Source organism: Natronorubrum tibetense GA33 (assembly GCF_000383975.1).
Taxonomy (GTDB): Archaea; Halobacteriota; Halobacteria; order Halobacteriales; family Natrialbaceae; genus Natronorubrum; species Natronorubrum tibetense.
In genome coordinates this window covers 1228679-1255001 of record NZ_KB913017.1, presented here as the reverse complement: position 1 = coordinate 1255001, position 26323 = coordinate 1228679, and the positions used below count along the sequence as shown (strand labels likewise).

24 protein-coding genes are annotated in these 26323 nt (G+C 65.4%); 11 read left to right on the top strand and 13 right to left on the bottom strand.

Annotated elements, in window-relative coordinates:
* Positions 1-263: 263 nt before the first annotated feature.
* The gene (locus NATTI_RS0106660) at positions 264-1148 is read left to right on the top strand and encodes a 3-hydroxyacyl-CoA dehydrogenase family protein (protein ID WP_006088749.1); all 885 of its coding nucleotides are present in this window, start codon (positions 264-266) and stop codon (positions 1146-1148) included.
* A 983-nt stretch (positions 1149-2131) separates the two neighbouring features.
* Positions 2132-5206 carry an FAD-binding and (Fe-S)-binding domain-containing protein gene (locus NATTI_RS0106655; RefSeq protein ID WP_006088748.1) on the top strand — a complete coding sequence of 1025 codons (3075 nt, stop codon included), beginning with the start codon at positions 2132-2134 and terminating at the stop codon, positions 5204-5206.
* Between the two features lie 115 nt (positions 5207-5321).
* Here the strand turns inward: NATTI_RS0106655 and NATTI_RS25245 are convergent, their stop codons facing one another.
* Positions 5322-5495 (bottom strand): DUF1059 domain-containing protein, encoded by a 174-nt coding sequence (locus NATTI_RS25245; protein ID WP_006088747.1) that lies wholly within the window; start codon positions 5493-5495, stop codon positions 5322-5324.
* A 106-nt stretch (positions 5496-5601) separates the two neighbouring features.
* On the opposite strand from NATTI_RS25245, the gene NATTI_RS24955 reads away from it, so the two are divergent.
* Positions 5602-5772: a hypothetical protein gene (locus NATTI_RS24955; RefSeq protein ID WP_019991689.1), complete on the top strand. Its 171-nt coding sequence runs from the start codon at positions 5602-5604 to the stop codon at positions 5770-5772.
* A gap of 99 nt (positions 5773-5871) precedes the next feature.
* On the opposite strand, the gene NATTI_RS0106640 is transcribed toward NATTI_RS24955, so the two are convergent.
* Complete coding sequence (locus NATTI_RS0106640) at positions 5872-6897, bottom strand: AI-2E family transporter (RefSeq protein ID WP_006088746.1); 1026 nt, start codon at positions 6895-6897, stop codon at positions 5872-5874.
* A gap of 115 nt (positions 6898-7012) precedes the next feature.
* Between NATTI_RS0106640 and NATTI_RS0106635 the strand changes: the two genes are divergently transcribed.
* A complete protein-coding gene (locus tag NATTI_RS0106635; protein ID WP_006088745.1) occupies positions 7013-7747 on the top strand; it encodes a DUF547 domain-containing protein in 735 nt (244 codons plus the stop codon).
* A 5-nt stretch (positions 7748-7752) separates the two neighbouring features.
* Here NATTI_RS0106635 and NATTI_RS0106630 read toward each other — a convergent pair whose 3' ends face one another.
* Positions 7753-8421: an amphi-Trp domain-containing protein gene (locus tag NATTI_RS0106630; RefSeq protein ID WP_006088744.1), complete on the bottom strand. Its 669-nt coding sequence runs from the start codon at positions 8419-8421 to the stop codon at positions 7753-7755.
* 104 nt (positions 8422-8525) lie between these two features.
* Here NATTI_RS0106630 and NATTI_RS0106625 point away from each other — a divergent pair, with 104 nt between their 5' ends.
* Both NATTI_RS0106625 and NATTI_RS0106620 read left to right on the top strand, forming a co-directional pair.
* Positions 8526-9353, top strand: coding sequence for an HNH endonuclease (locus NATTI_RS0106625; protein WP_006088743.1), 828 nt, complete (start codon positions 8526-8528; stop codon positions 9351-9353).
* Between the two features lie 166 nt (positions 9354-9519).
* Positions 9520-10800 carry an RNA-guided endonuclease InsQ/TnpB family protein gene (locus NATTI_RS0106620; RefSeq protein ID WP_006088742.1) on the top strand — a complete coding sequence of 427 codons (1281 nt, stop codon included), beginning with the start codon at positions 9520-9522 and terminating at the stop codon, positions 10798-10800.
* 208 nt (positions 10801-11008) lie between these two features.
* On the opposite strand, the gene NATTI_RS0106615 is transcribed toward NATTI_RS0106620, so the two are convergent.
* From NATTI_RS0106615 to NATTI_RS0106595, 5 genes are all read right to left on the bottom strand, one after another.
* Positions 11009-11737, bottom strand: a complete 729-nt coding sequence (locus NATTI_RS0106615; protein WP_006088772.1) for a nucleoside phosphorylase — start codon at positions 11735-11737, stop codon at positions 11009-11011.
* 127 nt (positions 11738-11864) lie between these two features.
* Positions 11865-12167, bottom strand: a complete 303-nt coding sequence (locus tag NATTI_RS0106610) for a HalOD1 output domain-containing protein (RefSeq protein WP_006088773.1) — start codon at positions 12165-12167, stop codon at positions 11865-11867.
* A gap of 140 nt (positions 12168-12307) precedes the next feature.
* Complete coding sequence (locus tag NATTI_RS0106605; RefSeq protein WP_006088774.1) at positions 12308-13186, bottom strand: carbohydrate kinase family protein; 879 nt, start codon at positions 13184-13186, stop codon at positions 12308-12310.
* Between the two features lie 38 nt (positions 13187-13224).
* Positions 13225-14046 (bottom strand): DUF63 family protein, encoded by an 822-nt coding sequence (locus NATTI_RS0106600; RefSeq protein ID WP_006088775.1) that lies wholly within the window; start codon positions 14044-14046, stop codon positions 13225-13227.
* A 126-nt stretch (positions 14047-14172) separates the two neighbouring features.
* Entirely contained in the window at positions 14173-15150 is a 978-nt protein-coding gene (locus NATTI_RS0106595) for a ribose 1,5-bisphosphate isomerase (protein WP_006088776.1), read from the bottom strand.
* A gap of 72 nt (positions 15151-15222) precedes the next feature.
* Here NATTI_RS0106595 and deoC point away from each other — a divergent pair, with 72 nt between their 5' ends.
* The gene (deoC, locus tag NATTI_RS0106590; protein WP_006088777.1) at positions 15223-15858 is read left to right on the top strand and encodes a deoxyribose-phosphate aldolase; all 636 of its coding nucleotides are present in this window, start codon (positions 15223-15225) and stop codon (positions 15856-15858) included.
* Positions 15859-15994: 136 nt separating this feature from the next.
* Here deoC and NATTI_RS0106585 read toward each other — a convergent pair whose 3' ends face one another.
* Both NATTI_RS0106585 and NATTI_RS0106580 read right to left on the bottom strand, forming a co-directional pair.
* Positions 15995-17194, bottom strand: a complete 1200-nt coding sequence (locus tag NATTI_RS0106585; RefSeq protein WP_006088778.1) for an NAD-binding protein — start codon at positions 17192-17194, stop codon at positions 15995-15997.
* A gap of 50 nt (positions 17195-17244) precedes the next feature.
* Entirely contained in the window at positions 17245-18216 is a 972-nt protein-coding gene (locus tag NATTI_RS0106580; RefSeq protein ID WP_019991688.1) for a patatin-like phospholipase family protein, read from the bottom strand.
* Between the two features lie 162 nt (positions 18217-18378).
* Between NATTI_RS0106580 and NATTI_RS0106575 the strand changes: the two genes are divergently transcribed.
* From NATTI_RS0106575 to NATTI_RS0106565, 3 genes are read left to right on the top strand one after another with little or no spacing between them, the layout of a single operon-like run.
* The gene (locus tag NATTI_RS0106575; protein WP_006088780.1) at positions 18379-19641 is read left to right on the top strand and encodes a hypothetical protein; all 1263 of its coding nucleotides are present in this window, start codon (positions 18379-18381) and stop codon (positions 19639-19641) included.
* Positions 19638-20954 carry a TrkA C-terminal domain-containing protein gene (locus NATTI_RS0106570; protein ID WP_006088781.1) on the top strand — a complete coding sequence of 439 codons (1317 nt, stop codon included), beginning with the start codon at positions 19638-19640 and terminating at the stop codon, positions 20952-20954. The genes NATTI_RS0106575 and NATTI_RS0106570 overlap by 4 nt, the downstream gene beginning before the upstream one ends.
* A gap of 31 nt (positions 20955-20985) precedes the next feature.
* Positions 20986-21267, top strand: a complete 282-nt coding sequence (locus NATTI_RS0106565) for a ubiquitin-like small modifier protein 1 (protein WP_006088782.1) — start codon at positions 20986-20988, stop codon at positions 21265-21267.
* A gap of 31 nt (positions 21268-21298) precedes the next feature.
* Here the strand turns inward: NATTI_RS0106565 and NATTI_RS0106560 are convergent, their stop codons facing one another.
* The 3 genes from NATTI_RS0106560 to gatD all read right to left on the bottom strand — a co-directional run bounded on the left by NATTI_RS0106560 (position 21299) and on the right by gatD (position 25068).
* The gene (locus tag NATTI_RS0106560; RefSeq protein WP_006088783.1) at positions 21299-22564 is read right to left on the bottom strand and encodes a sulfite oxidase; all 1266 of its coding nucleotides are present in this window, start codon (positions 22562-22564) and stop codon (positions 21299-21301) included.
* 146 nt (positions 22565-22710) lie between these two features.
* Complete coding sequence (locus NATTI_RS0106555; protein ID WP_006088784.1) at positions 22711-23676, bottom strand: GNAT family N-acetyltransferase; 966 nt, start codon at positions 23674-23676, stop codon at positions 22711-22713.
* Positions 23677-23817: 141 nt separating this feature from the next.
* The gene (gene gatD, locus NATTI_RS0106550) at positions 23818-25068 is read right to left on the bottom strand and encodes a Glu-tRNA(Gln) amidotransferase subunit GatD (protein WP_006088785.1); all 1251 of its coding nucleotides are present in this window, start codon (positions 25066-25068) and stop codon (positions 23818-23820) included.
* 95 nt (positions 25069-25163) lie between these two features.
* Between gatD and NATTI_RS24950 the strand changes: the two genes are divergently transcribed.
* Positions 25164-26294, top strand: a complete 1131-nt coding sequence (locus NATTI_RS24950; protein WP_019991687.1) for a glycoside hydrolase family 26 protein — start codon at positions 25164-25166, stop codon at positions 26292-26294.
* The last annotated feature ends 29 nt before the right edge of the window (positions 26295-26323 follow it).

Below are 26323 nucleotides of genomic sequence, written 5' to 3'. Positions count from 1 at the left end.
TATCGTCGAGTAGAACACACTGCTGACACTGGCAGCTAGGGATTCCACATCCTCCCCACCCGATTCACTCGCTCACGGGTCGTTCCTCCCCGTTCACTCGCTCATCCCTCGCAGTTCGAGCCGCGACGACGCTGTCGCGGCTCAGCGCGCCGACGGTTATCCATCTCGCCTCCGCCGCAGTGGTCACGAATCGCGTTCGAGCGAATGTTGCCGGACGTCTCGAGAGAGGAACGCTTTTGATCGGTACTGGAGATGCTACACGTATGCAAATCGCAGTGCTCGGAGCCGGAAGCATGGGACACGGGATCGCGCAGGTGTCGGCGATGGCAGGCCACGACGTGGTCCTGCGGGACATCGATGCGGAGTTCGTCGAGAACGGACTCGAGGGCATCCGCGACAACCTGCAGGGGGGCGTCGACCGGGACAAGCTTACCGAAGACGAGATGGAGACGACCCTGGAGCGCATCGAGGGGACGACCGACCTCGAGGACGCCGTCGAAGACGCCGACCTCGTCGTCGAGGCCGTGCCGGAGGATATGGACCTGAAGAAAGAGGTGTTCTCGGACGTCGAGGATGCCGCGAGCGAGGAGACGGTTATCGCCTCGAACACGTCTTCGCTGTCGGTGACGGAGATGGCCAGCGCGCTCGAACACCCCGAGCGCGCCGTCGGCCTCCACTTCTTTAACCCGCCCCACATCATGGATCTGGTCGAGATCATTATCGCCGAACAGACCGACGAACGCACCGAAGCGGTTGCCGTCGACTACGTCCGAGGGATCGAGAAGGAGGACGTAGTCGTCCGGGACACGGCCGGTTTCGCGACCTCGCGACTGGGGATCGTGCTCGGCCTCGAGGCGATCCGGATGGTCGAGCAGGGCGTCGCCAGCCCGGCCGACATCGACGAGGGGATGGAGATCGGCTACGGCCATCCGATGGGGCCGCTCGAGTTAACCGATCACGTCGGACTCGACGTTCGACTGCACATCGCCGAACATCTCCGCGAGGAACTGGGCGAACGGTTCAAACCGCCGCAGTCGCTGCGGCGAAAGGTCCGCGCGGGTAAACTCGGTAAGAAGACCGGCGAGGGGTACTACGTCTGGGAGGACGGCGAGCGCGTCGGCACGAGCGGCGGGTGGGGCGACGACTGAGTCCGGCGCTCGTCGGTCTGGATCGTCCGCTCGCTGTTGGCGGACTCGGCGCAGCAAAAATCATATGTGACCTGAGTGGTCTTCGAACCTCTCTATCTTTCGACTATTGTTCTGAACGACACCGACGAGCGTTCAGCTTCGTAGACGACGACCGACGTTCTTCGGACTTAGCGTCCTGAACGGCGCTTTAACTTGATACCTCGATGTGGCCCCCGATTCTGCGCACCGATTTGGCTCACCGCGAATATTGGACGAACCGTGCCTCATACGGGTCACTGTAAGTCATTTCCGGCGCAACCGCCACTCGGGTCGCGGTTTCGCCGGCGCATCGTTACAACAATCCATATCAGAACTCGGGTGAAGCACTCTACTGCTCTGTTAGAGGCTAAGTCGTGAACGACCGTGTCCTCTCCGAATGTGATGCCATCACTTACATATCGTGCCGATAATTATCTTCGGTCCATCATGAAATCCACAACGCCGTCTGCTCGACCGATTGCTCGGCGGTGAAACGACAGCTCCCGAGAGGATGTTGGTCGGTCTCCGACCGCAACAACGACCCAACTAGTAAGGCATGTCGCTTGTTAGCGCTGGTCACCAAAAACGCGTGCCGTTCGTCAACTGGACGGTGGCCCCGGGGGCGTCCGTGGAAAAACGACGGGGCCGTTTCAACTCGATCATCACCAGATTGCATCCCCAACGGGCGATCGGAGCCTCGAGATCCGCTCCGATCGGCCAGTCGGTTCGTCGCACCAGCAGCCGACTCCCCCGTTACGACGCCCCTCGAGGGACGGACACCACTCGCTCGAGCGGACCGCAAACTCGCGGACGACCAGCCGACACTCGAGTCAGTCTCCGATACCAGTACGATTCGTTCGTCGCGGCCGCGCTTCCGTCCGGACCCGAACGGGGGTTGACAATACCGGCGACTGCCGGTTCGGTAATGCCAGACGCTTTTAGCCGCTTGGACGTTACTATACGGTATGTCTCTCGAGCCGAGCGCCGACCCGGCCGCCGACCGACGCGCGAACTACGACTATCGGAGCGACGATGTCGATCGTCCGGCGCTGGTCGACGACCTCGAGGCTCTCGTCGACTGCGAGGTCCGTGCTGACTCCTACTCCCGCGAACTGTACGCGACCGACGCGAGCGCGTACGAGATGACGCCGATTGCGGTCGCGTTTCCCGAGTCGACGGCCGACGTCTCCGGCATCGTCGACTACTGCGCCGAACGCGGGATTCCGGTGCTCCCGCGGGGCGGCGGAACGAGTCTCGCCGGGCAGACGGTCAACCGCGCGGTCGTGCTCGACTTTTCGCGCCACATGAACGAGATCCTCGAGATCGATCCCGACGGCCGGACGGCGACAGTTCAGCCCGGGACGATTCTCGGGACGCTGAACGAGGCGCTTTCCACCCACGACCTGAAGTTCGCACCCGACCCGGCGTGGGGCGACAAGAGCGCCATCGGCGGCGCGATCGGCAACAACTCGACGGGCTCGCACTCGCTGAAGTACGGGAAGACCGACGCTTACATCGAGGACGTGGAAGCGGTGCTCTCCGACGGAACCGTGACGACGTTCGGCGAGGTCACGCTCGAGGAGATTTCGAAACGCGCCGATCCGGACGGCGACCTCGAGGGGCGGATCTACGCCGAAGTCGACCGGATTCTCGAGGAGGAGGGCGACCTGATCGAGGAGGCCTACCCCGACCTGAAACGCAACGTCTCGGGGTACAACCTCGACCGACTCGTCGCGGAGGCCCGCGGAAAGACGATGCCGGGCGGCGAAGACACCGGCGAACCCGGAACCGTCAATCTCGCGCGTCTGCTGGCCGGCAGCGAGGGGACGCTCGCCGTCGTCACCGAGGCGACGGTCTCGCTCGAGCCCATCCCCGAGACGAAAGCCGTCACGCTGCTTTGCTATTCGGATCTCCACGACGCGATGCGGGATGTCGAACCGATCCTCGCCCAGGAGCCCTCCGCAGTCGAGGTGCTCGACGACGTGTTGATCGATCTGGCCCGCGACACGGCGGAGTTCGGGCCGGTCACGGAGATCCTCCCCGACGGGACGAACGCCGTTCTGCTGGTCGAGTTCTACGCCGAGGATGACGACCACGGGAAAGAGCAAGTGGCGGGCCTGCTCTCCGACCGCGTGCCGTCGGCGACGCCGGCCAGGGAGCCGTCCGTGGACGCGCCGCAAACGGAGGCCGAGACGCTCGCCATCGAGGCTCTCGAGGCCTACGAAAAAGAAGAGCGCGCACAACTCTGGAAGCTCCGCAAATCCGGCCTCCCGATCTTGCTCTCGCGGACCACCGACGAGAAGCACATCTCGTTCATCGAGGACACGGCGATCCCGCCCGCCCAGCTTCCGGAGTTCGTCGAGGGCTTCGAGTCGATCCTCGAGGATCACGACACCTACGCCGCCTTCTACGCCCACGCGGGGCCCGGCGTGCTCCACATCCGCCCGCTGGTGAACACGAAGTCCGAGATCGGTATCGATCAGCTCCACGGCATCGCGGACGACGTGACGGATCTCGTGGTCGACCTCGGCGGCTCGGTGTCGGGCGAACACGGCGACGGCCGCGCCCGGACTCAGTGGAACCAGAAACTCTACGGCGACGAACTCTGGCGGAGCTTCCAGGACCTGAAGACGGCGTTCGACCCCGACTGGCTCCTGAACCCGGGACAGGTCGTCTTTCGAGAGGACGATCCCACCGACCTGCGCGAGCACCTCCGATTCGATCCCGACTACGAGTTCGAGGCCGGCTTCGAGCCCGAACTCGTCTGGGAGAACGACAACGGGATGCAGGGGATGGTCGAACTCTGTCACGGCTGTGGCGGCTGTCGCGGCGAACAGGAGACCACCGGGGGCGTGATGTGTCCGACGTTCCGCGCGAGCCGCGAGGAGATCACCACCACCCGCGGACGGGCGAACGGACTCCGGCAGGCGATGAGCGGCGACTTAGAGCCCGGGGAGGCCTTCACCGACGAGTTCGTCGAGGAGGTGATGGGGCTGTGTATCGGCTGTAAGGGCTGTGCCATCGACTGCCCGAGCGAGGTCGACATGGCGAAGCTCAAGGCCGAAGTGACCCACGAGTACCACCAGCGCAACGGCTCGACGCTCCGGGATCGGCTCTTCGCGAACGTCGCGACGCTCTCGGCGTGGGGCTCGCGTCTCGCGCCGCTCTCGAACACCGCGTCGAAGCTCCCCGGGGCCCGAAAACTCCTCGAGGCGACGGTGGGAATCGACTCGAGTCGGTCGCTGCCGACGTTCCACGCGAACACGTTCCGGGACTGGTTCGAACATCGCGGCGGCTCTCGAGTCGGCGAAGCCGAAGCCGACCGCAAGGCGGTCGTCTATCCCGACACCTACACCAACTACAACCATCCGGCAGCCGGGAAGGCCGCCGTCCGCGTCCTCGAGGCCGCGAACGTCCACGTCACGGTTCCGAACGAACTCGGCGACACGGGTCGGCCGGCGTACTCGAAGGGCTTCCTCGAGAAGGCCCGCGAGACGGCCCACGAGAACGTCTCGAAGCTCGCCCCGCTCGTCGAGGAGGGCTGGGAAATCGTCGTCATCGAGCCTTCGGACGCGGTCATGTTCCAGCTTGATTACGGCGATCTGCTCACGGACGAGCGCGTCGCGCAGGTGGCAGACGCGACCTACGGCGTCTGCGAGTACGTCGACGCCTTCCGGCTGGACGAGGGGATCGCCTTCGACGCCGACGCCGCTGGAGAGGCGCTCACCTACCACGGCCACTGCCACCAGAAAGCGACGCGGAAGGACCACCACGCGGTCGGCGTCCTGCGACGGGCGGGCTACGCCGTCGAACCGCTCGATTCGGGCTGTTGCGGGATGGCCGGCTCCTTCGGCTACGAGGCCGAGCATGCCTCGATGAGCGACGCCATCGCCTCGATCCTCTACGAACAGGTCGACGAGAGCGACGCTGAGCGCGTCGTCGCCCCCGGCGCATCCTGTCGGACGCAACTCGAGAACCGCCCCGGCGCGACCGAGGAGCCGCCGACGCCGATCGAGTTCGTCGACGCAGCGCTCGAGTGAGGGGGTGGGGGACTCCTATTAGTGGTTCGTCGCCGCCCGGAACCGTACTATCCACAATCCGTTAAAAAAGCGAGAGAGACGAAACGATCAGCAGCAGACCGGCATCGCGGGTTCGTCAGACGATTTGCAGGTGCTTGTCTCGAAGCTCCTCGCTCGTCAACTCCTGCCCGTGAATCTCCGCCATGTGGTTCTTGGCCAATTCGACCGCTTCGTCTTCGTCTTCCGATTGAACGATGAATCGACACGTGTCCGACACCGATTCGCAATCGAGTTTGTGTGCTTCTACCATGTTTCGGGGCACCCTCGTCTCAGTATGCGACGCAGTTACATAGCGCCACCTCGTGACGGATCGTCATCGACTGCACGGCGGGTACGACGTGACGGCCCTACCGATAGTGGACACTGATTCCGTCGATCGGTTCGCCGAGACCGTTCCGAAGACGATGCGGCGACGAACGCTATTCGTCCTCGATCAGCGCCTCGAGCGGTCGATCCGCCGCTCGGGCGTTCCGAAACGATTCCGAACGGACTCGAGTACGGAGTCGCCGTCTGCCATCGATGGATGACCGACAGCCTCGACAGGTAAATAGCTGCTACCGGCTTCTTCCACGCCCCGTCCCGTTCGCCTCACACGGTCGAGACGCGGCGGGGTCGCCACCCCGCAGTCAGTTCTCGGCCGTCCTGGCTTCCTCCCCGAGCCGATCGTAGTTGTCGTTGATGACGTCGATCACCGCGAGTAGCGCGCCGAGGATGACGGGACCGAAGAACAGCCCCATGATGCCGAACGCGTAGATTCCGCCGAGCACGCCGAGGATGATGACCGCGGGGCTGATCTCGGCGAACTGGTCGACGACGATCGGCCGCAGGTAGTCGTCGGCAACGCCGACGACGATGGCGCTGTAGACGGCGAGCGCCACGGCGAGGACGGGTTCGCCGATCGCAAAGAGGTAGATCGCCGCGGGGATCCACACCAGCGGCGCGCCGATCAGCGGCACCAGCGAGAGGATCACCATGATGAACGTCCAGAACGCCGCGTTCGGGATCCCGGTCGCGAACAGCGCGAGCCCGGCGATGACGCCCTCGATGATGGCGATCAACACGTGGCCGGCCAACACCGCCCACATGACCTCGTTCAGTTCGCCGTAAAGGTCGTCCTGCACGTCCTCGGGCAGCGGCGTCATCTCTCGGAGCCATCCGATGAGAGCGTCGCCCTCCTTGAGCAGGTAGTAGAGCACGAACAGCATGAGCCCCAGCCCGATCAGGGCGTGGGTCAGCGCGCTGAACCACGCGGTCGTCTGCTCTAACAGCACCGTCCCGATCTGTTCGGCCGAGCCGGCCAGCTGTTCCGTGATGTCGATATCGAAACCGGTCTCTTCCGCGATGCGGTCCTCGATCTCCGCCAGTTGAAGCGTCTCGGGGTCGATACTCTGGAGAATGTTCGCCACGTCGTCGGCGACCGCCACCGCGACGACGACGAAGGGGACGATGAAGCCGACGACCGCGAGGAGTACGAGCGCGAGTGCGGCGACCGTCGAGGAGACGTAGTTCTCGAGGCGTCCCTGGAGCGGGTAGAGGACGAACGCGATGAGGATCGCGCCGAGGACGTACTGCACGAACGGCGTGACGAGCTGCCACGACAAGTAGGCGAAGATGAGGAAAAGCGCCAGGAGATAGCCTCTACTGAGGTTCACACGGGCTTCGACCACGACCTCCCGGATAAAACTAGACCAGACATATCCAGCGCCGGGACTGTCTGATTCACTCGCCACACGTCTTCAAGGGTCTGGTACGCTAACACACCACTGAATGTCGACCCAGCTCGATCCCCTCTCCCTCTCGGCGGATCTGCTGTACGCGGTCAAAACCGAGGGCGATACCGACTGGTTGCAAGACCATCTCGCGACGCTCGAGCAGGCGCACCTGAAACGGGTGCTCACCACTCGTGAGGGGAAACTCGCCTTCTGGCTCAACTGTTACAACGCCTACGCGCAGTTGCTCCAGGAGGCGGATCTGTCGTCGCTCGAGGGAAGTCCCCTCCAGCGCTGGAAGTTCGTCTCCCGTGATCGGATCCCGATCGGGGGCGTCTGGTTGAGCCTCAACGACATCAAACACGGGATGCTCCGGTGCTCGAAACATCCCTGGGGGCTCGGCTATCTGCCCCGGTTGCTCCCCTCGTCGTTCGAACGCCAGTTCCGGCTGCCCGATTGCGATCCGCGGATCCACTTCGCGATCAGTCACGGTGCCGAGCACTGTCCGCCGGTGGCGGTCTACTCGCCGGCCGACGTCGGCGCGGAGCTGGACATCGCCGTCGAGTGGTTCTTAGAGGAGAACGTCGGATACGACCCGGAGGGCGACGTCGCCACCATTCCGCGACTGTTCCGGCGCTACCGCGGCGACTTCGGGGGCGCGCGCGGCATCGTCGACTTCCTCCGGGAGTACAACGCGATTCCTACCGGTCCGAACCCGTCGCTCGAGTACGAGAATGCCAGCGGACCGCCGGACCTCGAGTTCGACGTCGAACTCGAGGACCTTCGGCCGTGAGCACGTCAGTCCGATAGATCCTCGATACTCGCGGCTGGTGCCGTGACCATGACGCTTCGTGCGGCGCGTTTGGCGTTCGACCGGGAGAAGTATCCTTCGCCACTATCGGCGACGATGTTCCCGTTCCAGTGAACCAACCGCCAGCGCCACTCGCCGGCACGGTCCTCGTAGACCTCGAACCGTCCGGTTCGCCCGCTCCGTTCACCCGCCCATACCGCGACCGTGTCCCCGTCGGACCCGGACTCGGCGTATTCATCACCGCTTTCGGTCGACTCGTCGTCGTTCTCGCTCACGTCGTCGCTGCTTTCGGCCGCCCCATCGTCGCTCCCGCTCGCTTCGTCGCCGCTTTCGCCGTCCTTGTCGTCCGCGCTATCGACGGCCGCGCCGTCGTGCTCCTCGAGCCGAACGCTCGAGCCGTCGGCATCGTCCCACTCGAGTTCGACCTCTAGTTCCGCGACGGGCGGTTCGGCGTTGGCGTCGCGTTCGACCTCGAACTCCGCGATCACCCGTGGAGGGATCCTGACGGTGGCGGTTCGCTCGCCGTCGGTCAACTGCAGCGGCTGGTCGTCCGCCAGTGCGGTCGCGAACTCCCGGAACACCGCGGCGAGTTCGTCTCGGTCGTACGTGGGCCCGAGTTCGAATTCGTCGTCGAACTTGTCGGTTGAATCGGCCATACGTCACGTTCGACAGCTAGCGGGTTAGTGATTGAGGTAGCGTCGGACGGCCGCTCTCTCGGGGAGCCGGTGCGTTTTTGTCGTCGCGCTGTCTTCGCTCGCTCGTGACTTCCCGCGACTGGCAGGCCGATCGACGAGCCGTCTTCGACCGAGACGACCACACGTGTCGACACTGCGGTGCGGTCGGCGACGCCGCCGACCCGACGGATCTCCGAGTGCACCCCGTCGGTGCCATCCCGATCGAGGGGACGATCCACGAGAGCACGCTCGTAACCGTCTGTACCGACTGTTTCGCGTCGCTTTCGTCCTCGCCTTCCGGAGACCGCTCGAGTGCGTCCCTCGAGCCACTGACGTCGCGGGAGACCCTCTTCGATCACGTCCGCGAGACGACCCGCACGCAGGGCGGAGCGATCACGGACGCCGCTTCGTTCGCGTCGCTCGCGACCTCGCTTCCGACGACGCTCGCCGAGGCCGAGACCGCCGGCGAGCCCGCAGCCGACGACACGGGCGCGGAGTACCGCCGGCTCCGTCAGGACGTCCTGCTCGCGATCGACATCGCCGACGCACAGCTCGAGCGCCTCGCGACAATCGACGAATCGGCGTTCGACGCCGACGTTCGGTCGTCGGTCGAGGCGTTTTCGGCGTCGGCGACCGACCTGCAGTCGACGCTTCGAACCGTCGTCGAGCGATCCGAAACGGTCGTCGCCGGTCTCGAGCGCTGTCACGGCTGTTTCGACGCGCTCGAGGGCGAGCGCTGTTCGACCTGTCGACTCGAGAGCCGCGAGACGGCTGATTGGGAGCGAGAGAGTGGGGAGGTGGCGCTCGATCGGCTCTTCTCGGCGATCAACGACGAGTTGCAGGACGCGTCCGCGACGACCGAAGCGCTGACCGATCGGGCGACGGCGCTTGCAGCACAGCTTTCGGACGGCTGATACGGTTTGCTGTAACGATTTACGGAGAATCCAGGAGAAAGCCCCGTCCTTCAGGGCGGGGATGAATCCGACACTACCCTACACCAACCACTACTCGATGGCACGGCAGGATATGCCACGCTGCGTAATCCATACTTTCAAGTAGATTTGTTTACATAGGTTACGTATGGCGAAAGAGGTCGTCACCCGCACCTACACTGCTTCCATCAGAAACCAGTCACGGGTGTCCGACGACCTCGATTCGCTCGGGTTCGCCGCCAGCAAACTCTGGAACGTCGGACGGTGGACAATTAGTCGTGTCTGGGATGAAATCGACTATATCCCAGAACACGACGAACTCACCTCGTACCTCAAGTCGTACGAACGCTACGATGACCTACATTCTCAGTCAAGTCAGCGAGTCCTTCAAGAACTCGCTGAGGCGTTCAACGGCTGGTACGGCAAACGGCGCAACGGAGACACGCGGGCGAATCCGCCCGGCTACCGCAAATACGGTGACGAACATCCACGAAGCACAATCACGTTCAAAGCCGCTGGCTTCAAGCTCGATACCCAGTACGACCGTGTTCGGCTCTCAAAAGGCTCGAATCTCAAAGAGCACTGGTCGGACTTCATCCTCTGCGAATACCAGACTCGTCCCGACGTTGACCTCTCCACCGTAGAGAGCGTCCAACAAGTACGGGCAGTCTGGACAGGTGATGAGTGGGAACTACACTTCGTGTGCAAAGTCGAGATCGAAGTGGCCGAATCACCTGGTGAGAAGACGGTGGGTATTGACCTCGGCATCAACAACTTTGCCGCACTCGCCTACGAAGACGGCCACAGCGAACTGTACCCGCTGAGCTGCCTGAAGCAGGACGACTACTACTTCAGCAAGCGGATTGCCCGGTGTGACGATTCGAACTCCGAACAGGCCACGCGGTTGAACCAGAAGAAATCAGCTCGCCGTACTCACTACTTCCACACACTCTCAAAACACATCGTCCAGCGGTGTGTTGACGAGGGTGTTGGAATCATCGCGGTTGGCGACCTCTCTGGTATCCGCGAAGACGAGGAGAACGGTGAGGCGAAGAACTGGGGGAAGCACGGCAACCTCGACTTGCACTCGTGGACGTTCGACCGGTTCACCGACCTCCTTGAATACAAGGCCGAAACGGAAGGTATCTCGGTTGAGGAGGTATCCGAGCGGGATACATCGAAGTCGTGTTCATGTTGTGCTCGCAAACGTGACGCGAACCGTGTTGAACGTGGGTTGTACGTGTGCGACGAATGCGATATGGTGGCGAACGCTGATGTGAATGGTGCTGAGAACATTCGACAGAAAGTATCTCCGAGTCTCGCCTGTGATGGGGGAGATAGGAGTAACGGCTGGTTGGCACAGCCATCGACATTCCTGTTTGACAAGGAAACTGGTGCGTTCGTACCTCAAGAACAGGTCACGTCGTAAACCACAATATCCCAACGCGGGAATCCTCGCTCTTCAGGGCGGGGAGGATGTCAAAGGTACAACCGCAGGACGGTCGCGGTTGCACCGGAACTGACTTACAGCAGACCGTATGGCTCAGTCCCGTTTTCGAGTCCCGTGGAAGCGAGCGTCCGCTATCGGGCGGGAGTTTTGACGAAAATCGAGTGTCCGAATCGGAGACGAGCGACCGTTATAGCTGGGTCGTGGCCTCGAGCGCGATATCGATCGCGCGGCCGACGTTGTTCTTCGCTTTGTCCGGGAGTTCGTCGTCCTCGGTGTCGGTGCCCTTCTGGGTGCCCTCGACGAGGTTGCCATCGACGGTACAGATCGCGCCGGCGCGCAGGCCCTTCCGGCGGGCCAGCGAGAAGACGGCGGCGGCTTCCATCTCGACGGAGAGAAGGCCGGCAGCCTCCCAGTCTTCGACCGCTTCGTCGGACTCTGCGTAGTAGGCATCGTCGGAGGCGATGGGGCCGACGTGGACTTCTTCGTCGTTCGCCTCAGCCGAATCGACGAGCGCCGAGAGCACGTCGTAGTCCGGCACGGCGGGATACTCGACGGCCTCGTAGCGTTTCGAGGTCCCCTCGTTTTTCGCCGCGCCGGTCGCAACGATCATGTCGCCGATCTCGATGTCCGACTGGAGCGCGCCGGTCGTGCCGACGCGGATGAAGTTCTCGACGCCGACGTTCGCGAGCTCTTCGACGGCGATGGCCGCGGAGGGACAGCCGATCCCGGTCGAGCAAATGGTCAGCTCCTGGCCCTCGTAGGTTGCGTTGACGACCTTGTACTCGCGGTTCTCGGCGATCGTTTCGTGCTCGTCGCAGTGGCTTGCGATCCGGTCGACGCGACCGGGGTCGCCCGGAATGAGAACCCGGTCTGTCAGATCGCCGTCGTCTACCAGCAGGTGCGGTTGCGTTGCCATACCTCTCCGTTTCCGTGGCGGCGAGAAAAAAGGTTCGAGGACGGGCCCCGAGTCCGTCGCCCCGGCGACCTGCATCTCCCCCGTCCCACCCGCCAGTGAGTACTGTCCACCAACCGTTGCACAGCAGTCAGTCGCTCGGCTCCACCGCCACCTGGTCGGTCTCGACCGTCACGGTCACGTTTTCGACCGTGAACTCGACGGTGCCCGGCGCTCGAGCGGTGCCGCTGTGTGTCTCCGCGAAGAGGGCATCGAGTGCGTCCGGATCGATGTAGTCGTACAGTCGAGTACTGCTCGCTGCAACGTCCTCGCCGTGGAACTCCGCCAACGCCGTTGCAGTCGCGATACTCGGCGATTCGTTCGCGTCTCGCTCGTACCGGACGCGGCGTTTAAACTCGCATCCGTGGGACTCGCTGATCCTTCGTTCCGTCATGTCTCTCCGTCACGTCTCCGTGACTATCTATCCGAGTGGCCAACGGCGTCGCCTATATAATTACCGTCAGACAACGGCGGGTGAGAATCGACGGATTGCGAAGATGCCGACTACAAGGAACTGCAACAAATGTGTGTCGGTCACGATCGTTCATTGAGAAACCGTTCGACGCCGACGGCCGTCGGTGCGCTCCGCGCGCCGTCCCGACTCGCGGTGAGCGCGCCGCAGGCGTTCGCATACTCGAGCGCTCGGTCGAAGCTCCCACCCTCGAGTCGCGACGCGATGAAGCCGGCCGCGAACGCGTCGCCCGCACCCGCGGTGTCGGTGGCTTCGACGTCGAACCCGGGGTGGGTGTAGGTTCCGTCGCGGGTTCGAACCGCCGCGCCGTCATCCCCGGACGTGATCGCGAGGATTTGGTCCGCCGATCGGTAGTCGGCGTCGCCGTCGAGTGCCGTCGCCTCGCGGTCGGTGACGAAGAGTACGTCGGCCGCCGCGAGCGTCTCGCCGTAGTCCCGGTCGCCGACCCGGCGGCCGGGATCGAAACTGACGGTAACGCCGGCCGCCGAGGCAATGGTCGCGATGGCGTTGGCCGTGTCGGGGCGCTGGCTCGTGAGGTGGACGTGGTCGACCGATCGGATGCGAGACGCGTCGAGGTCGGCCGGCCGGACGGCCTCGTTGACGCCGTCGTTGCCGAGGATCGACACCTCGCCCGTATCGTCGACCAGCAGGTACTTGACGGCGGTGTCGGCTCCCTCGACGACCTGCAGCCCCGAGAGCGAGACGCCCGCGTCCTCGAGTTCGCGCCTGGCGAGCAGGCCGTTGTCGTCGTCGCCGACGCTGCCGATCAGGCCCGTGTCGACCTCGAGGCCGGCGAGTGCGGCGGCGACGTTCGCGGCGCTGCCGCCGCCGGACTGGCGCTGTGAGCGGATCGTCGCCTCACCGTCGGCCTCGGGGAGTCGATCGACGCGGAGCGTGACATCCCAGTTGACGTGGCCGGCGGTGAGTACGGTGGGAACCATGCGATACGAGCGAGAAGACGGTACCGTCTGAAAAAAATCTAGGTGACGATAAACTGCAAGACGTTGTGAACGCCCGGGCCGAGTCCGACCGCGGCGACCAGTGCGAGCACCGTCCGCGCCTGCTGTGGTTGCTCCTCGACCCATTCTTTGAACAGGCCGACGATTACCAGCGCCAAGACGACCTTCACGAGGATGAACAGCCAGCCGGCGCCGATGTACTCGACGGTTGGCAGCGACTCGCCGGCCTCGAGGATCAGCCGCGAGAGCGGCACGTCTTCGGCCGCGCCGAGGACGTCGTAGCCGATCGCCGTCGAGACGCCGTCTAAGGTGTGTCCGAAGACGACAAGCGCGCCGGTGGCGCTCGTCGTCGCGGCGACGTCGGTGAACCAGAGGCTGAGCGCGATCCAGGCGACTGCGGTGACGATTCCGGCGATGACGACGCTAATGACGGGCCAGAACAGTTCGAACGTCCCCTCCTCCCAGCCGATGTTGAGGATGACCATCGTGAAGACGGCGAAAAACGCCGTTCCGGCGACGCCGACGAACCGCTCGATCGTCGACTGCAACCCGCCCGCGTAGAGGAAGATCCCGATGATCCAACTGCCGCCGGCGATGATCGCCGTCACGAGATAGACGGTCGGCGTCGCGAACAGCGTTTCGAATTGGTCCGGATACGCCTCGAGTCGGTGAAGGACGTGCAAGGCCGAGCCGAACAACATCCACGGGACGAACGCCAGCACCGTCCGGTCGGTCACCGGCGGCTCGAGCGCCCACAGCAGTGCGATGACCCCCGCCAGTACCACGAGAATCGGAACGAGGAGGTACCACGGCGGGAGCACGAACCCCTCGGGTAATACCATATGGGTAGTGGCACACACCAGCGACTAACACTTTCCGGTTGTCAACTATTCGCTCGGACGAAACATTTTCAGTGTAGTACTCGCGTCTCGATATCGTCCGTCATCCTCGTCGCTGACGGCTGTCGTTCAGGGTGCCCAGGGCTCGCCGGTCGTCTCGCCGAACAACTCTCGCATCAGGATGACGATGCTCTCCGGCGGGAACTGGCCGCGCTCGGTGACGATTGCGTCGACGTACCGCGGCGGCGTGACGTCGAAGGCGGGGTTCTCGACGACGAGTCCGTCGTCGGCTCGCTCGCCGGCGATATCGGCCCGTTGCTCGTCGCTCACGACTTCGCGTTCCGCGCGCATCTCGATCTCGACGGTGTGTCCCGTCATCGTATCCGGATGCAGTTTGATCGTCTGGGCGGCGACCATCACCGGCACGCCGCGCTCGCGGGCGTTGACCGCCAACCCGCTGGTCCCGATCTTGTTGATCACGCTGCCGTCGGCGGCGATGCTGTCCGCGCCGACGAGCACGTGATCCGCCCGGTCCAGGTAGCGGCGAGCGGCGTTGTCGACGACCAGCGTCACCGGTACCCCCAACTCGCGTAACTGCCGCGCCGTGATGTGACCCTGCTTTCGGGGGCGGGTCTCCTTGACGATCGCTTCGATCTCCTTGCCGTCCTCGACGGCCGCCTCGAGACAGGACAGGGCGTCCGTCGAGTGACAGTGGGTCATCACCACGTCGCCGTCACGCAGCCGGTTCGAGCCGATTTCGCCGAGTTTCGACTGGGCCTGTGACAGATCCACCTGAAACTCTTCGGCGCGAGCGATGGTTGACGCCCGCAGTTCCGAGACGGTCTCGCCGCTCATCCCGCGAAGGACGTACCGGAGCGCGTTCGGGAGGCTCACCGCGGTCGGTCGGGTCTCGTAGAGGGTCTTCGCGGCGGCGCGAAGCTGGCGGCGAAACACCTCCGGGCTCGCGGCCTCGGAGCGCTCGGCCTGTCTCGCGAGGGCCTCGGCGGCCGCGTCCGCGATGGTCGCCGCGCCCCGAATCTCCATCTCGGCGATGTCGTCGGCGGTCGCCGCGACGTCCGGATCGACGGCAGGCAGACTGTCGTTCATGCCAACTGGTTGCACTCGAGCGGCCAAAAGTGATCGGGCGGGTTTTTGATGGTCCGGCGACTGTCTCCCCGTATGAACCGCAGCGAACTCGCGCCGATGATCGATCACACCGTCCTCGGCCCGGAGACGACGATGGCCGACGTCCGAACCGTCCTCGACGAGGCGAGAGAACACGGCATGAACGTCTGTATCCCGCCGTACGCCCTCGAGGAGGCCGAAGACTACGCGCCGGACGTCACGCTCGCGACGGTGATCGGCTTCCCTCACGGACAGAACGATCACGACATGAAGCGTCGGGAGGGCGTTCTCGCCTGGAAAGCCGGTGCGGACGAACTCGACGTCGTGATCAATATCGGTCGGCTGAAAGCTGGCGACGACGACGCCGTCAGGGCCGAACTGGCCGAACTCGTCGCCGCGGTGCCGATTCCCGTCAAGGTGATCATCGAGACGGCGTTGTTGACCGCCGAGGAGAAACGCCGCGCCTGCGAGGCTGCCGTCGCGGCCGACGCGTCGATGGTCAAGACCTCGACGGGCTTTGCGGATGGAGGGGCCACAGTAGTCGATGTCGAACTCATGAGCGAGTACCGACCGGTCAAAGCCAGCGGCGGCGTCGGCAGCTACGACGAGGCGATGGCCATGCTCGAGGCCGGCGCCGAACGAATCGGGGCCTCGAGCGGGGTCGAGATTCTCGAGGGCGCACCGGAGTAGTCCGGAAGCGACGTCCGTGGGGGAATCCGCTCTGAGAACTCCGCCCGCGACGCCTCGTTCCGAGAGCTCTAGTAGCCACTGAACGTCACTTCACACCTGATCGCACAGCCGTCGTGCGATCAGTGTGTACATCGTTTCAGTTGTTACTATCGTTGTCGCCGATGATCCGATCGATCAGTTCGCTGTCGTCGCTACCCAGCGCCGACCGAACCAGCAGGTGGCCCCCCAGCACCGAGGGACTGATCACCGTATCCGCACCGGCGCGCTCGAGCTTTTCGGTGTTCTCGCGGTCGGTCGCGGCGGCGACGATGCGGGTCTCGGGTGCGAGGCTCCGTGCGGTGAGAATCGAGAGCGCGTCCTCGGCGTCGTGGTTCGTGGCGACCAGAATCGCGTTCGCGCGCTCGATCTTCGCTCGTTGAAGCGGCTCTTTGTCGCTCGGGTCGGCGGTGATCACCGGAATCCCACGATCGGAGAGCGCGGGTGCCACGTCCCGGTTGTTCGCCACGACGACGAACTCGCGCCCGTTGGCCGCGAGTTCGTCGACGATCGGTTCCGTCAGTTCGCCGTAGCCGAGGACCAGAAGGTGGTCCTCGAGGAGTTCGAGCTGTGAGTCGGTCATCTTTCCGAGTGTTTTCGTGATTCGCGCCTGAATTGCCGGTCCAACCAGCGCCCCGACGGCGATACCGAAACTGGCTACGCCGAGGACGAGGACGGACATCGTGAACAGCAGCCCCTCCGTCGAGTCCTGATCCGGCGTGATATCGCCGTAACCGACCGTACTCGAGGTGATCAGCGTGAAGTAGAAGGCGTCGAGGATGCTGTCGATCCCCTCGAAGTGATCTCGAAGGGCGTAGCCGCCGATGGTTCCGTACAGCTGCACGCCGAGCAGCGCCGAGCCGGCCGCGATCTGGGTCGTTCCGAGCGAGAGCGGCTGCGTGAACCGCTTCCGACTGACGAGGAGCACCGGCATCGCGACGAGCGAGAGGACGATTAGCGGCAGTGAGTAGACACTCGCCTGGAGGAGCCCCTGTGCAGCGGTTAGCGGGAGGAGTAGGAACGTCGCCCACCAGCCGACGCGGAGTCCGCGACGCAGCGCGAGCGCGCTGCCGACCATCATAAACCCCGTCAGCGCGCCGGTGAAGCCGGCCGTGTCTTGGACAGCGTCGGGGAGATACGGCGCGAGCGGGCCGTAGACGACATCGGTGCCAATGTTGACGATCGCCGTCGCGACCGAGAGCAGCGCGACGGTCAGCGCGAGCGCGACGGCTGCCCGGGTCGAGAGGATCCGTCGCCAGTTGTCGGGCAGCCGATCTTGCCACGCTCGGACCTCAGCCATACCCACCGGTGCGCGGCGGCGTTAGTTAACGGCTCCGTCTTCGGACGGTTTCATCGCCGCTCGAGGAACGCTTCAGCCGCGTCCTCGCCGTCGGCGTAGAGCGATTCGACGAACTCGGGGCTGCGCTCGAGTTTCGTTCGCCAGCCGAGATCCGACCGGCCGAACCGGATCCGTTCGATCTCGGTGTGGGTAAACTTCTCGGGAAGGTAGCCCGCCTCGATCCAGTCGTTGACGTGCTCGACGAAGTTGATCTCGGCGTTGAGCGACTTGTTCCCGGACAGTTCGTTCCGTCGGTCAGCGATGCCGTCGGCCGACTTCGGGACGCGGTCGCGCGCTTCGGGATTGATCTTGACGACCCAGATCTCGTCGGGATCCGGCGTTTCGCGATTCGTCACGAAGTCCTTGACCGGCGGGTTCTTCGAGAACAGGCCGTCCCAGTAGTAGCTGCCGTCCACTTCGACGGCCTTGAACGCGTACGGAATCGCGGCCGATGCCAGAATCGCCTCGGGCGAGAGATCGTTCTCGCGGAACAGCTCGAACTCGCCCGTCAGCACGTCGATCGCACTGATCAACAGGGCCGGCTCGGTGCCGTCCAGCAGCTGCGGAATCGCCTCGAAGTCGACGTGGCGCTCGAGCAGGTCCAGAAACTCGCGCTTGCCCCAGTAGGCGGCCGGAGAGTGGTACGGGCTGACATCGGGAAGCGGAACGCCCATGCGCCCGAGTTGGCTGCTCCAGCGGATCGCGCTGTTGGCCGCGCGGTCGATCGGCCCCTCGGCCGCCAGATCGGCCCAGTAGTCGGCGAGCAGGTCCTCCGGTTCGTGGTCGGGGTGTTCGCGGCCGTACCACGCGAGCAGCGCACAGACCGCACCGCCGGAGGTCCCGCTGAAGCCGACGATATCGATCTCGCGCTCGAGGGCGGGATCGCTCAGCAGGCGATCGAGGACGCCGGCGGTAAACGCGGTATGGCTGCCGCCACCCTGACAGGCGATGGCGACGCACGTCGGATCGGAGTCGGCGCTCATTTTGTGAATGTTCCGCGTCCGTCGCCAAGTTCGTTTGGCCTGCCCTCCTCACGTCTCGACCGCGGCCCGGCGTTCGCTCGCGCGTGGTCGCGGCGGTCATCGAGTCGGGAACGCGCATCCGGTGTCGGTACGCCTTTATCGTTCCCGGGCCTGTCGCCACCAATGACGCTTCCGGTCGAAGTCCTGCTCGGGCTCTATCTCGGTCTTCTAACGGGAATCGTTCCCGCATTCGTCGCCGGCTCGCTCGGCTTTCTCGTCCGCTACTTTACGGGTGTCACGTTGCCCGGATTCGGTGTCGTCGTCCTCGCGCTCTCGATCGCCAGCGTGCAGGGCGGGCTGCTGGGTCTCGTCGAACCCGACATCGCGCAGTCGCCGCGGCTGCTGGTCGCGGTCCTCGTCGTCCTCATGCTCGCGCTCTACGCGCACAACCAGGGCGACAAACTCGGTGCGGAACTGCCTCGCCGACTCTCCTTTACCTCGATCCGCCAACGAACGCTCTCGGCCGATGTCGTCGAACTCGTCGGGACGATGGGACAGGTCACGGTTCGGCCTGCCGGCGAGATCCGGAACATGGAGGGCTACCCGGCGCTGTCGCCCGCCCTCCGACAGACGCTGCAAAACGGCTCGTGGAAGCTCCCCGCCGACATCCCGCTCTCGGAGCTCGAGATTCGCCTCGAGGAACGCCTGCGAACGGACCACGATCTGGCCGACGTCGACGTCACGATCGACGAACAGGCCCGCGCGACGATCGTCGCAGCACCGCCCTCGGGCGGCCTCTCGAAGCGCGTTTCGGAGGGACAGCGCGCCGTCTCGCTCGCGACGCTAGTTCCGACGGGGCTGGCCCGCGGGGACGAGGTGACCGTCCGTGCCGGCGAGCGAACAGTCTCCGGGACGGTCCTGAGCGCGCGAACCGAAATCGACGCGGAACACGCCGAGACCGCGGCCGACGAGTCGGGAGACGAACCGTCCGGAGCGGCGGTCACCGACGGCGGCGAGGACGCGCCGCCGCTCGATCCGGCGGCGAAACCGACGACCGCGAGCGCCGGCGGCGTCGGCCGCGTCACCGTCTCCGTCGCCCGGCGAGACGCCAAAGCGCTGCTCGAGGCCGAGTCACCGCGGATTCGGGTCCGTTCGCGCGGAACCAGCCGCGAGTTCGAGGCGTTCGCCCTGATCAGGCAGGCTGGATACGCAATCCGGCGCGTCACCGTCGGGCCGGCCGGTGCCGGCGATTCGACCGTCGACGCCGTCTCCTCGGGGACCGTGACGATCCTCGCGATTCGCCGCCACGGGAGCGAGACGAGCGGTCGTCGCCACGGCTGGGTGTTCGGCCCCGGCATCGAACGACGACTCGAGACCGGCGACGAGATGTTCGTCGCGGGTCCGGAGAAGACGATCGACGAGTTCGTCGAGGGGGTTTCCGGATGAGCCCCGCGCTCGTCGATTTCGTCGTCGCCCTGTTCGTCCTCGAGCCGGTCGTCGCAGTGTCCATCTTCGACCCCATTGCCGCCCAGACGCTCCCCTCGGAGACGCTGGTGGACGCTGCCGTTCGCATTCTCGGCTTCGGCCTGCTCGCGGCCGGAACGGGGGCGACGGTGGCGTTCGTCTTCCGCTGGTACAGCGCGGACGAGATTCCCGAGGGCATCGCGATCTTACTCGGTGTCACGATGGTTGCGATCTGGCTGAACACGCAGTCCGCCCTGCAGGACGCGATCATCGGCGACACGGGACTCCTCGAGCCCGCGACGGCCGTCTACACCGTCGCCGCCTTCTCCGCGAGTGCGATCGCCGCCGACGGCGGTCGCCGAGCGGGCGACTACCTCGCACGGGACGTGTTCTCCATGACGACCCCTCGAACGATGACGGAGGTCGGCCAACTCGTCCGCTCGGCGGGCCGCGTCGTCACCGTCGAACTCCCCGAGACCATCGCGGACGTCGACGGCTACGACCCCGTCGATCCGTCGACGAAGGCGGAACTCGCGGGCCAGACGTTCCTCCTCCCGCGACGGCTCACCACCGATCGGCTCCGCGAGCGGCTGATCGAGCGTCTGGAACGCGATTACGGGATCGGCCACGTCGACGTCGAGTTCGACGACGACGGCACGATTTCCCACCTCGGACTCGGCAGTCGTCCGGCCGGGATCGGGCCGACGCTCGCACCGGGCAGCGTCGCCGTTGCGATCCGGGGCGACCCCGCACCCGACGCCAGTCCGGGCGATGCGGTCCGCATCTGGCGACGCGAGGGCGACTCGCTGCGGCGGGTGACCGGCGGCGAACTCCGCGGCGTGGCCGACGACATCGCGACCGTCGCCGTCGACGCCGACGATGCGGAGGCGCTCGAGTCCGACGTCGCCCACCGACTCGTGACCCTGCCCCGAAATCCGGGCGCGGAGCGCGACCTCGTCTCCCTCCTGCGAGCGGCCGACGAGACGGTGACGACGCTCCCCGTCGCGGCCGGCGACGGACTCGAGGGAGCGACCGTCGGCTCGCTTCCGGTGCTCGTCGTCGCCGTCGAGTGCGGGGACTCGGCACCCGATGCCGGCGACCGCCTCGCGTTACCCGACGGAGAAACGCGGCTCGAGGCCGGCGACACGGCGTACGTGCTCGGTCGTCCGGAGGCGCTGCGGCGGGTGTCCGAGATCGCACAGACACGCGGATCGAACGCGGATTCGGCTGCATCCTCGGGAGGGCCACCGGGGACGGAGTCGGCGTCGCCGGCGAACCGCACGCGGGAGCGGTAGCTACTTGCCGTCGGCACCGATACCGCCACGTATGCCTACGGAGTGGAAGCTCTTTGCCGACCTCGCGGAGCACGCAGGCGACAAACACGTCACCGTCGACGCCGCTGCCGGTGATACCGTCGGAGACGCCCTCGAGCAACTCGTCGCGGACCGACCCGATCTCGAGGCGCGCGTCCTGGACGACGGCGAGTTGCGATCCCAGATCAACGTGCTTCGCAACGGGACGAACGTCTTAGTCGAGGAGGAAGGGCTCGAGACGGAACTCGAGGACGGAGACGAACTGGCGCTGTTCCCGCCGGTCAGCGGCGGATAGCGGGCGTCGAGCCGCGAGTTGTCCCGTCCGGTCACTCGTTTTCCGTCGAGTCGTCCGCGGAACGGACCTCGACCGTCACGCCGTTTGGTTCGTAGGCGTTTGCGGCGTAGCCGCCCTCGTTCCAGGGGAACTCGTCGTTCTCGAGCACCTCGCCCCAGGCGTCGGGCGCGGAGATGGTCGCCGGCTGTCGCCGGCCCAGTTCGTCGGTCGCACGCGATACGAGCGTGTGGCGTCCGAGCGCTGCGTCCCAGCCGTACCGGAACAGCCGCCACGCGCCGGCGTAGTCAGGGCCGAACAGTTCCGCGTCGTCCCACGTGTCGCCGCGGTCGGTCGAGAGCTCTACCCGGTCGACCGCGTCGTCGCCCGCCCAGGCGACGCCCCGAATATCGACTGTTCCGTCCGCTTTCGGCGTCACGGGTGACTCCCCGTCTGGGCTCCCGATCACCGACATCACGTTCGCGTCGAACGTGTAGGGGTGATCGACTGCGCCCTCGAGTTGCTCCCAGGTGTCGACCGTCTCGATCGTCTCGTTCGGGTCGGGATCGGTCTCCTGGGGGTGAATCCGGTAGGCTTCCTGCTGCCAGTAAGCGTGTTCGCCCGGCCGGTCGAGCGAGCCCTGACCCACCATCGAGTCCGTGACTCGGAGCTCCTCGACCCACTTGACGTTGTTGACGCCGTACCAGCCGGGAACGATCAATCGGATCGGATAGCCGTGCTCCCGCGGGAGCGTCTCGCCGTTCATCTCGAAGGCGAGGATGCAGTCGTCGGTCGCTTTCTCGAGCGGAATCGACCGCGCGAAGACATCGTCGCCGTCGGCGGGGTCCCCGCCGACCGCGGTCAACCACTTCCCCTCGGTGGACTCCACGCCGTGGTCGCGAAGGATCGACCCGAGCGGCGCGCCGGTCCAGATTGCGGTGGCGGCGGCCTCGAACCCCCACTGGACGCTTCCCGTTTCGGGGTCGTGTTGTCCGCGGCCGTTTCCCGCACACTCCATCGTGTGGGCGACCGCGACGGTGGGGTGCTCGTCTGCGATATCGCTCACTGAGAGCGTCGCCTCGACCTGTCCGGTGAGCGAGACGGTCCACGCGTCGACGTCGCCGTCCGGAATGTCGTTCCGGTGGCAAACGAAGTGCTCCTCGACGGGCGTCAACCAGTTCGCGAAGGTGCTCCGCTCGGCTGCACCGACGACCGTGTACTTGTTCGCCTCGTCTCGAACCGGTTTCACGCCGCCGTCTTTCGCTTCCACTATCGCCTCGATCTCGTCGTGGCGGCTCTCTCGCGGGGCTTCGGCGACCATACCGTCTTCACCCACGCTAGCACGCACCAAGTAGGGGTACCCCACCGGTCAACACCGCTGAACGAACGGCGTCTCGCGGGCTTCGAAAACGCGGGCGTCCGATGACCGATCCCCTGTAGAGACCGACACCGACGGCTCGTCTCCAGTCAGTCGACGGTCAAATCGATCCCGAGTACGAAGTCCGGTTCGTCGGAAATTCCTGCTCCGGCGTAGGGGACGTCACAGACGCACTGGGCGGTTTCGGGGATCAGGACGCGGGTCTCGTCGGCCCCGCAGTCGGCCGCGTCTCGAGCGATCGCCGCGAACAACGAGCGGGCCGCTTCGATGTCCTCCCACGCGCCGACGCCGTATTCGGCCCACGTCTCGGTTTCGGGTTCCGTGTCGTCGCTCGAGTCGGCGTCGGCATCGTTCCCGACGGTCCGCTCGTAGGTTCGGCTCCGGTAGGCCGCCCCCGCGAGTCCGTCCGCGTTCTTGACCGCGAAGACGGCCGACTCGTCGGCGAAGCGCTCGAAGTCCTCCCGCGCGAGTTCGCGGACGGCCCACGATTCGTCGGGATCGAGTCCGAGCCCGTTCAAGTGCTCGCGGGCGTCGCTGTGGGTCCAGTAGCGCCAGGCGGCCGCGGGATCGTTCGAGACCCGATTCGGGCCCTCGGTATCGGGATCAGGGGTGGGTTGGGCGAACCGGAACTCCGTGATCGGCTCGTAGCCGCTCGAACGGGCAGCCCCGATCGAGACCGCGTTCCACGAGAAGATCATGACGCGGCCGACCGTCGCACCACGTTCGCGAGCCCACTCGAAGCAGGCCTCGGTTAGCCGGTGGCTCACGCCCTGCCGTCGGTGGTCGGCCGAGACGCGCATCCCCTGAAACCAGGCCTCGTCGGGGGTGAGCATGACGGCCTGGACGATGCCTGCGGCCTCGCCGTCGACCGTCGCAAGGAACGTCTTCCTGTCCTCTTCGCCGTCGTCCTCGAGCCAATCGTGGTAGATTTTCGGAATGTAATCGCCGCCGCGATCCGGCCAGATGTCGCTCGTGAAGTCGACGACGGCCTCGTAGTCGTCGTGGGTCGCCCGGCGGATCTCGACCGGCGTCTCGGTCTCCAGATTGGGAACCATGGTTCGTTGAACGCACCTGAGGAAGTCACGCGGGAAAGCGCTTTTCAGACGGGCGCAGCGTGCCGTGGAATCGCATACCGGCGACGGGGTGATGGGATGGAGCGTTCGCCTGAGCCGCTGTCGAGACGGTCGATTTTGCGACTACTCCCAGGGAACCGACCGCTCCTGAATCTCGCCGGCCAGCGAAGTCCCCATCGCCTCCTCTACATTGTCGCTGTGCTCGAGCGCCCACATCAGCTTCACCTTCGCGGTCCCGGGCAGGGTGTCGCCGGCCTCGACGACGCCCGCCTCGAGCAGATCCCGTCCCGTGTCGTAGACTCGGTCACAGACCCGCCCCTCGATACACTGGCTCGTCATCACGACCGTCGTGCCGTCCTCGATCAGTTCCTCGATGCGGGGGATCAGGTCGGTGTGGACGTGGCCGAGACCGGTGCCCTCGATGACCAGCCCCGCCGACCCCTCGACGACGTCGAGGAAGGCGGGGTCCATCCCGGGGGTGAACTTCAGGAGTTCGACGTCGCTCTCGAGGGCGTCGCGAAGCTCGAGATCGGTCTCGCCTCGCTGTTGGTACTCTCGTCGAAACGTGACTGCCTCCGTCTCGTACTCGACCTCGCCCAGCGGCTCCGCACCGACGGTCTCGAAGGCGTCGCGACGCGAGGTGTGGTTCTTCCGGACGCGCGTTCCGCGATGCAGCGCACAGACATCGTCGCTCTCGGAACCGTGCATGCAGACCAGCACCTCTGCGCAGTCGCTCTTAGCGGCTTCGACGGCCGAAACGGCGTTCATGACGTTGTCCGAGGAGGGCCGGTCGGCCGAACGCTGGCTGCCCGTGAAGACGATCGGAACGGGCGTCTCGAGCATGAACGCGAGCGCCGACGCGGAGTACTGCATCGTGTCGGTGCCGTGCATGACGACGACGCCGTCGGCGCCGGCCTCGATCTCCTCGGAGACGGCGCGGGCGAGGTCCTGCCAGAGCGGCGGCTCCATATTCTCCGAGAGGATGTTCGCGACGACACGCCCGCGGTAGTTTGCGCGGCCAGCGAGATCCGGCACGGCGCGCAGGACGTCCTCGGCGTCGAACTGGGCCGTCACGGCACCCGTGCGGTAGTCGACCGTCGACGCGATGGTGCCGCCCGTCGAGATCAGCGAAATCGTCGGTAGGTCGTCGTCGAACTCGATCTCGGAGACGCTCCCTTCCTCGCCCGCGGTGTCGCCGTCGATCTCGTAGACGTCCTCTTCGAGCAGTTCGACGTCGGCGCCGTCCCGGTCGACGCCGACGTTGTAGCCGCCCTCGAGTTTGACGACGAGGTGGTCGTCGGTACTCGAGGGGAGCAACACGCCTTCGTACGTGCGATCCGCGCGGTCGACGCGAACGCGATCGCCTGGGTTCATGTGGTGGCGTTGCGCGGCGTCGGACTTGAAGGCACGCTTTCGGCGCGCCCGCGACCGTCCGCGATACGTATGTCCGCTCGAGCCGTACCACTCTCGTGCGACGACGAGACGTACTCTGCTCTGTCGGCACGGCCCCGTTTCTGAGTTCGATCAGCGGCTGTGCCGGGCCGACGACCGACGAGCGACGGCGGATTCTCGGCGCGTATCCGGGCGAAAACGCCGCGTCTCCGGAGCAGTTCCGTCCCTTCGAACGGTGGCTCGAGACCCGCTTCGGCGTACTCACGCTGTACGTAAACGCAGACGACGACGAGCCCGTGCGCCGGCAGTTTCTCTCCGGGATGACCGAGGTCTGGCAAACGGGTCACGTGCCGATGGTCACCTGGCTCTCCTACATCGGCTCGGAGACGGAGACTCCGTCGACGATCACGCGGCAGGTTTGCGATGGCGAGTACGACGACGTCCTCGAGTGGTGGGTAGCGGAACTCGCGGCGTGGTTGGCGACCGACGATCCGGTGATCGACGGGCCGCGGCGACTCTACTTCAGACCGTTTCCGGAGATGAACGGCGACTGGCTCCCCTGGAGCGTCCTCGAGGACGGCGACGCCGAGGCCTTCATCGACGCCTGGCGGTACGTCCACGAGCGGCTGATGGACGCGGTCGACGCCATCGACGCGATCCGTGCGGACGATCCTCGAGATCGGGTGCAGTGGCTCTGGAATCCGAACGCGACGGAACACGGGGAGGTGCCCACGGAAGCGAGCTACCCCGGCGACGAGTACGTCGATTGGGTCGGCATCGACGGCTACAATTTCGGCGACAGCCCGATGGGTGAGGGCTGGCAGTCGCCGGAGTCGACCTTCGAACCGATGCGAACCAGAGTCGCCGACCTCACCGATCGTCCCCTCTCGATTCCCGAGTTCGGAACGACCTCGAGTCGGGACGGCGACCACGACGTCCAGGCCAAACGCGAGTGGATCGACGACGCTTTCGATTACATCGAAGCGAACGACGTCCGGATGGCGTGCTGGTTCAACGTCGACAAGGAAACCGACTGGGCGGTGTTCGGCGGCGCTCGCGGGACGGAGACGTTCGAAGACCCGCGTGACGGTGAGCGGTATCGAGTCTACGACATCTTTCGTGAACGAGTCCAACGCGGCGAGTACGTGGGCGGGGGCATGGGGCGACCCGGCGTGCTCTCTGACGCCCAGTTTCGAGGCGAGTTCTAAGGCCTCCCGTGACCGACGTGCGTCGGAGC

Coding starts and splice junctions, on each gene's coding strand:
- NATTI_RS0106600 (WP_006088775.1), bottom strand. CDS start 14,046: ATGGTATTACCCGAGGGGTTCGTGCTCCCGCCGTGGTACCTCCTCGTT.
- NATTI_RS0106660 (WP_006088749.1), top strand. CDS start 264: ATGCAAATCGCAGTGCTCGGAGCCGGAAGCATGGGACACGGGATCGCG.
- gatD (WP_006088785.1), bottom strand. CDS start 25,068: ATGAACCCAGGCGATCGCGTTCGCGTCGACCGCGCGGATCGCACGTAC.
- NATTI_RS0106655 (WP_006088748.1), top strand. CDS start 2,132: ATGTCTCTCGAGCCGAGCGCCGACCCGGCCGCCGACCGACGCGCGAAC.
- NATTI_RS0106580 (WP_019991688.1), bottom strand. CDS start 18,216: ATGAGCGCCGACTCCGATCCGACGTGCGTCGCCATCGCCTGTCAGGGT.
- NATTI_RS0106615 (WP_006088772.1), bottom strand. CDS start 11,737: ATGGCAACGCAACCGCACCTGCTGGTAGACGACGGCGATCTGACAGAC.
- NATTI_RS0106605 (WP_006088774.1), bottom strand. CDS start 13,186: ATGGTTCCCACCGTACTCACCGCCGGCCACGTCAACTGGGATGTCACG.
- NATTI_RS0106560 (WP_006088783.1), bottom strand. CDS start 22,564: ATGGTCGCCGAAGCCCCGCGAGAGAGCCGCCACGACGAGATCGAGGCG.
- NATTI_RS0106620 (WP_006088742.1), top strand. CDS start 9,520: ATGGCGAAAGAGGTCGTCACCCGCACCTACACTGCTTCCATCAGAAAC.
- NATTI_RS0106630 (WP_006088744.1), bottom strand. CDS start 8,421: ATGGCCGATTCAACCGACAAGTTCGACGACGAATTCGAACTCGGGCCC.
- NATTI_RS25245 (WP_006088747.1), bottom strand. CDS start 5,495: ATGGTAGAAGCACACAAACTCGATTGCGAATCGGTGTCGGACACGTGT.
- NATTI_RS0106570 (WP_006088781.1), top strand. CDS start 19,638: ATGAGCCCCGCGCTCGTCGATTTCGTCGTCGCCCTGTTCGTCCTCGAG.
- NATTI_RS0106565 (WP_006088782.1), top strand. CDS start 20,986: ATGCCTACGGAGTGGAAGCTCTTTGCCGACCTCGCGGAGCACGCAGGC.
- NATTI_RS0106595 (WP_006088776.1), bottom strand. CDS start 15,150: ATGAACGACAGTCTGCCTGCCGTCGATCCGGACGTCGCGGCGACCGCC.
- NATTI_RS0106610 (WP_006088773.1), bottom strand. CDS start 12,167: ATGACGGAACGAAGGATCAGCGAGTCCCACGGATGCGAGTTTAAACGC.
- NATTI_RS0106635 (WP_006088745.1), top strand. CDS start 7,013: ATGTCGACCCAGCTCGATCCCCTCTCCCTCTCGGCGGATCTGCTGTAC.
- NATTI_RS0106585 (WP_006088778.1), bottom strand. CDS start 17,194: ATGGCTGAGGTCCGAGCGTGGCAAGATCGGCTGCCCGACAACTGGCGA.
- NATTI_RS0106555 (WP_006088784.1), bottom strand. CDS start 23,676: ATGGTTCCCAATCTGGAGACCGAGACGCCGGTCGAGATCCGCCGGGCG.
- NATTI_RS0106575 (WP_006088780.1), top strand. CDS start 18,379: ATGACGCTTCCGGTCGAAGTCCTGCTCGGGCTCTATCTCGGTCTTCTA.
- deoC (WP_006088777.1), top strand. CDS start 15,223: ATGAACCGCAGCGAACTCGCGCCGATGATCGATCACACCGTCCTCGGC.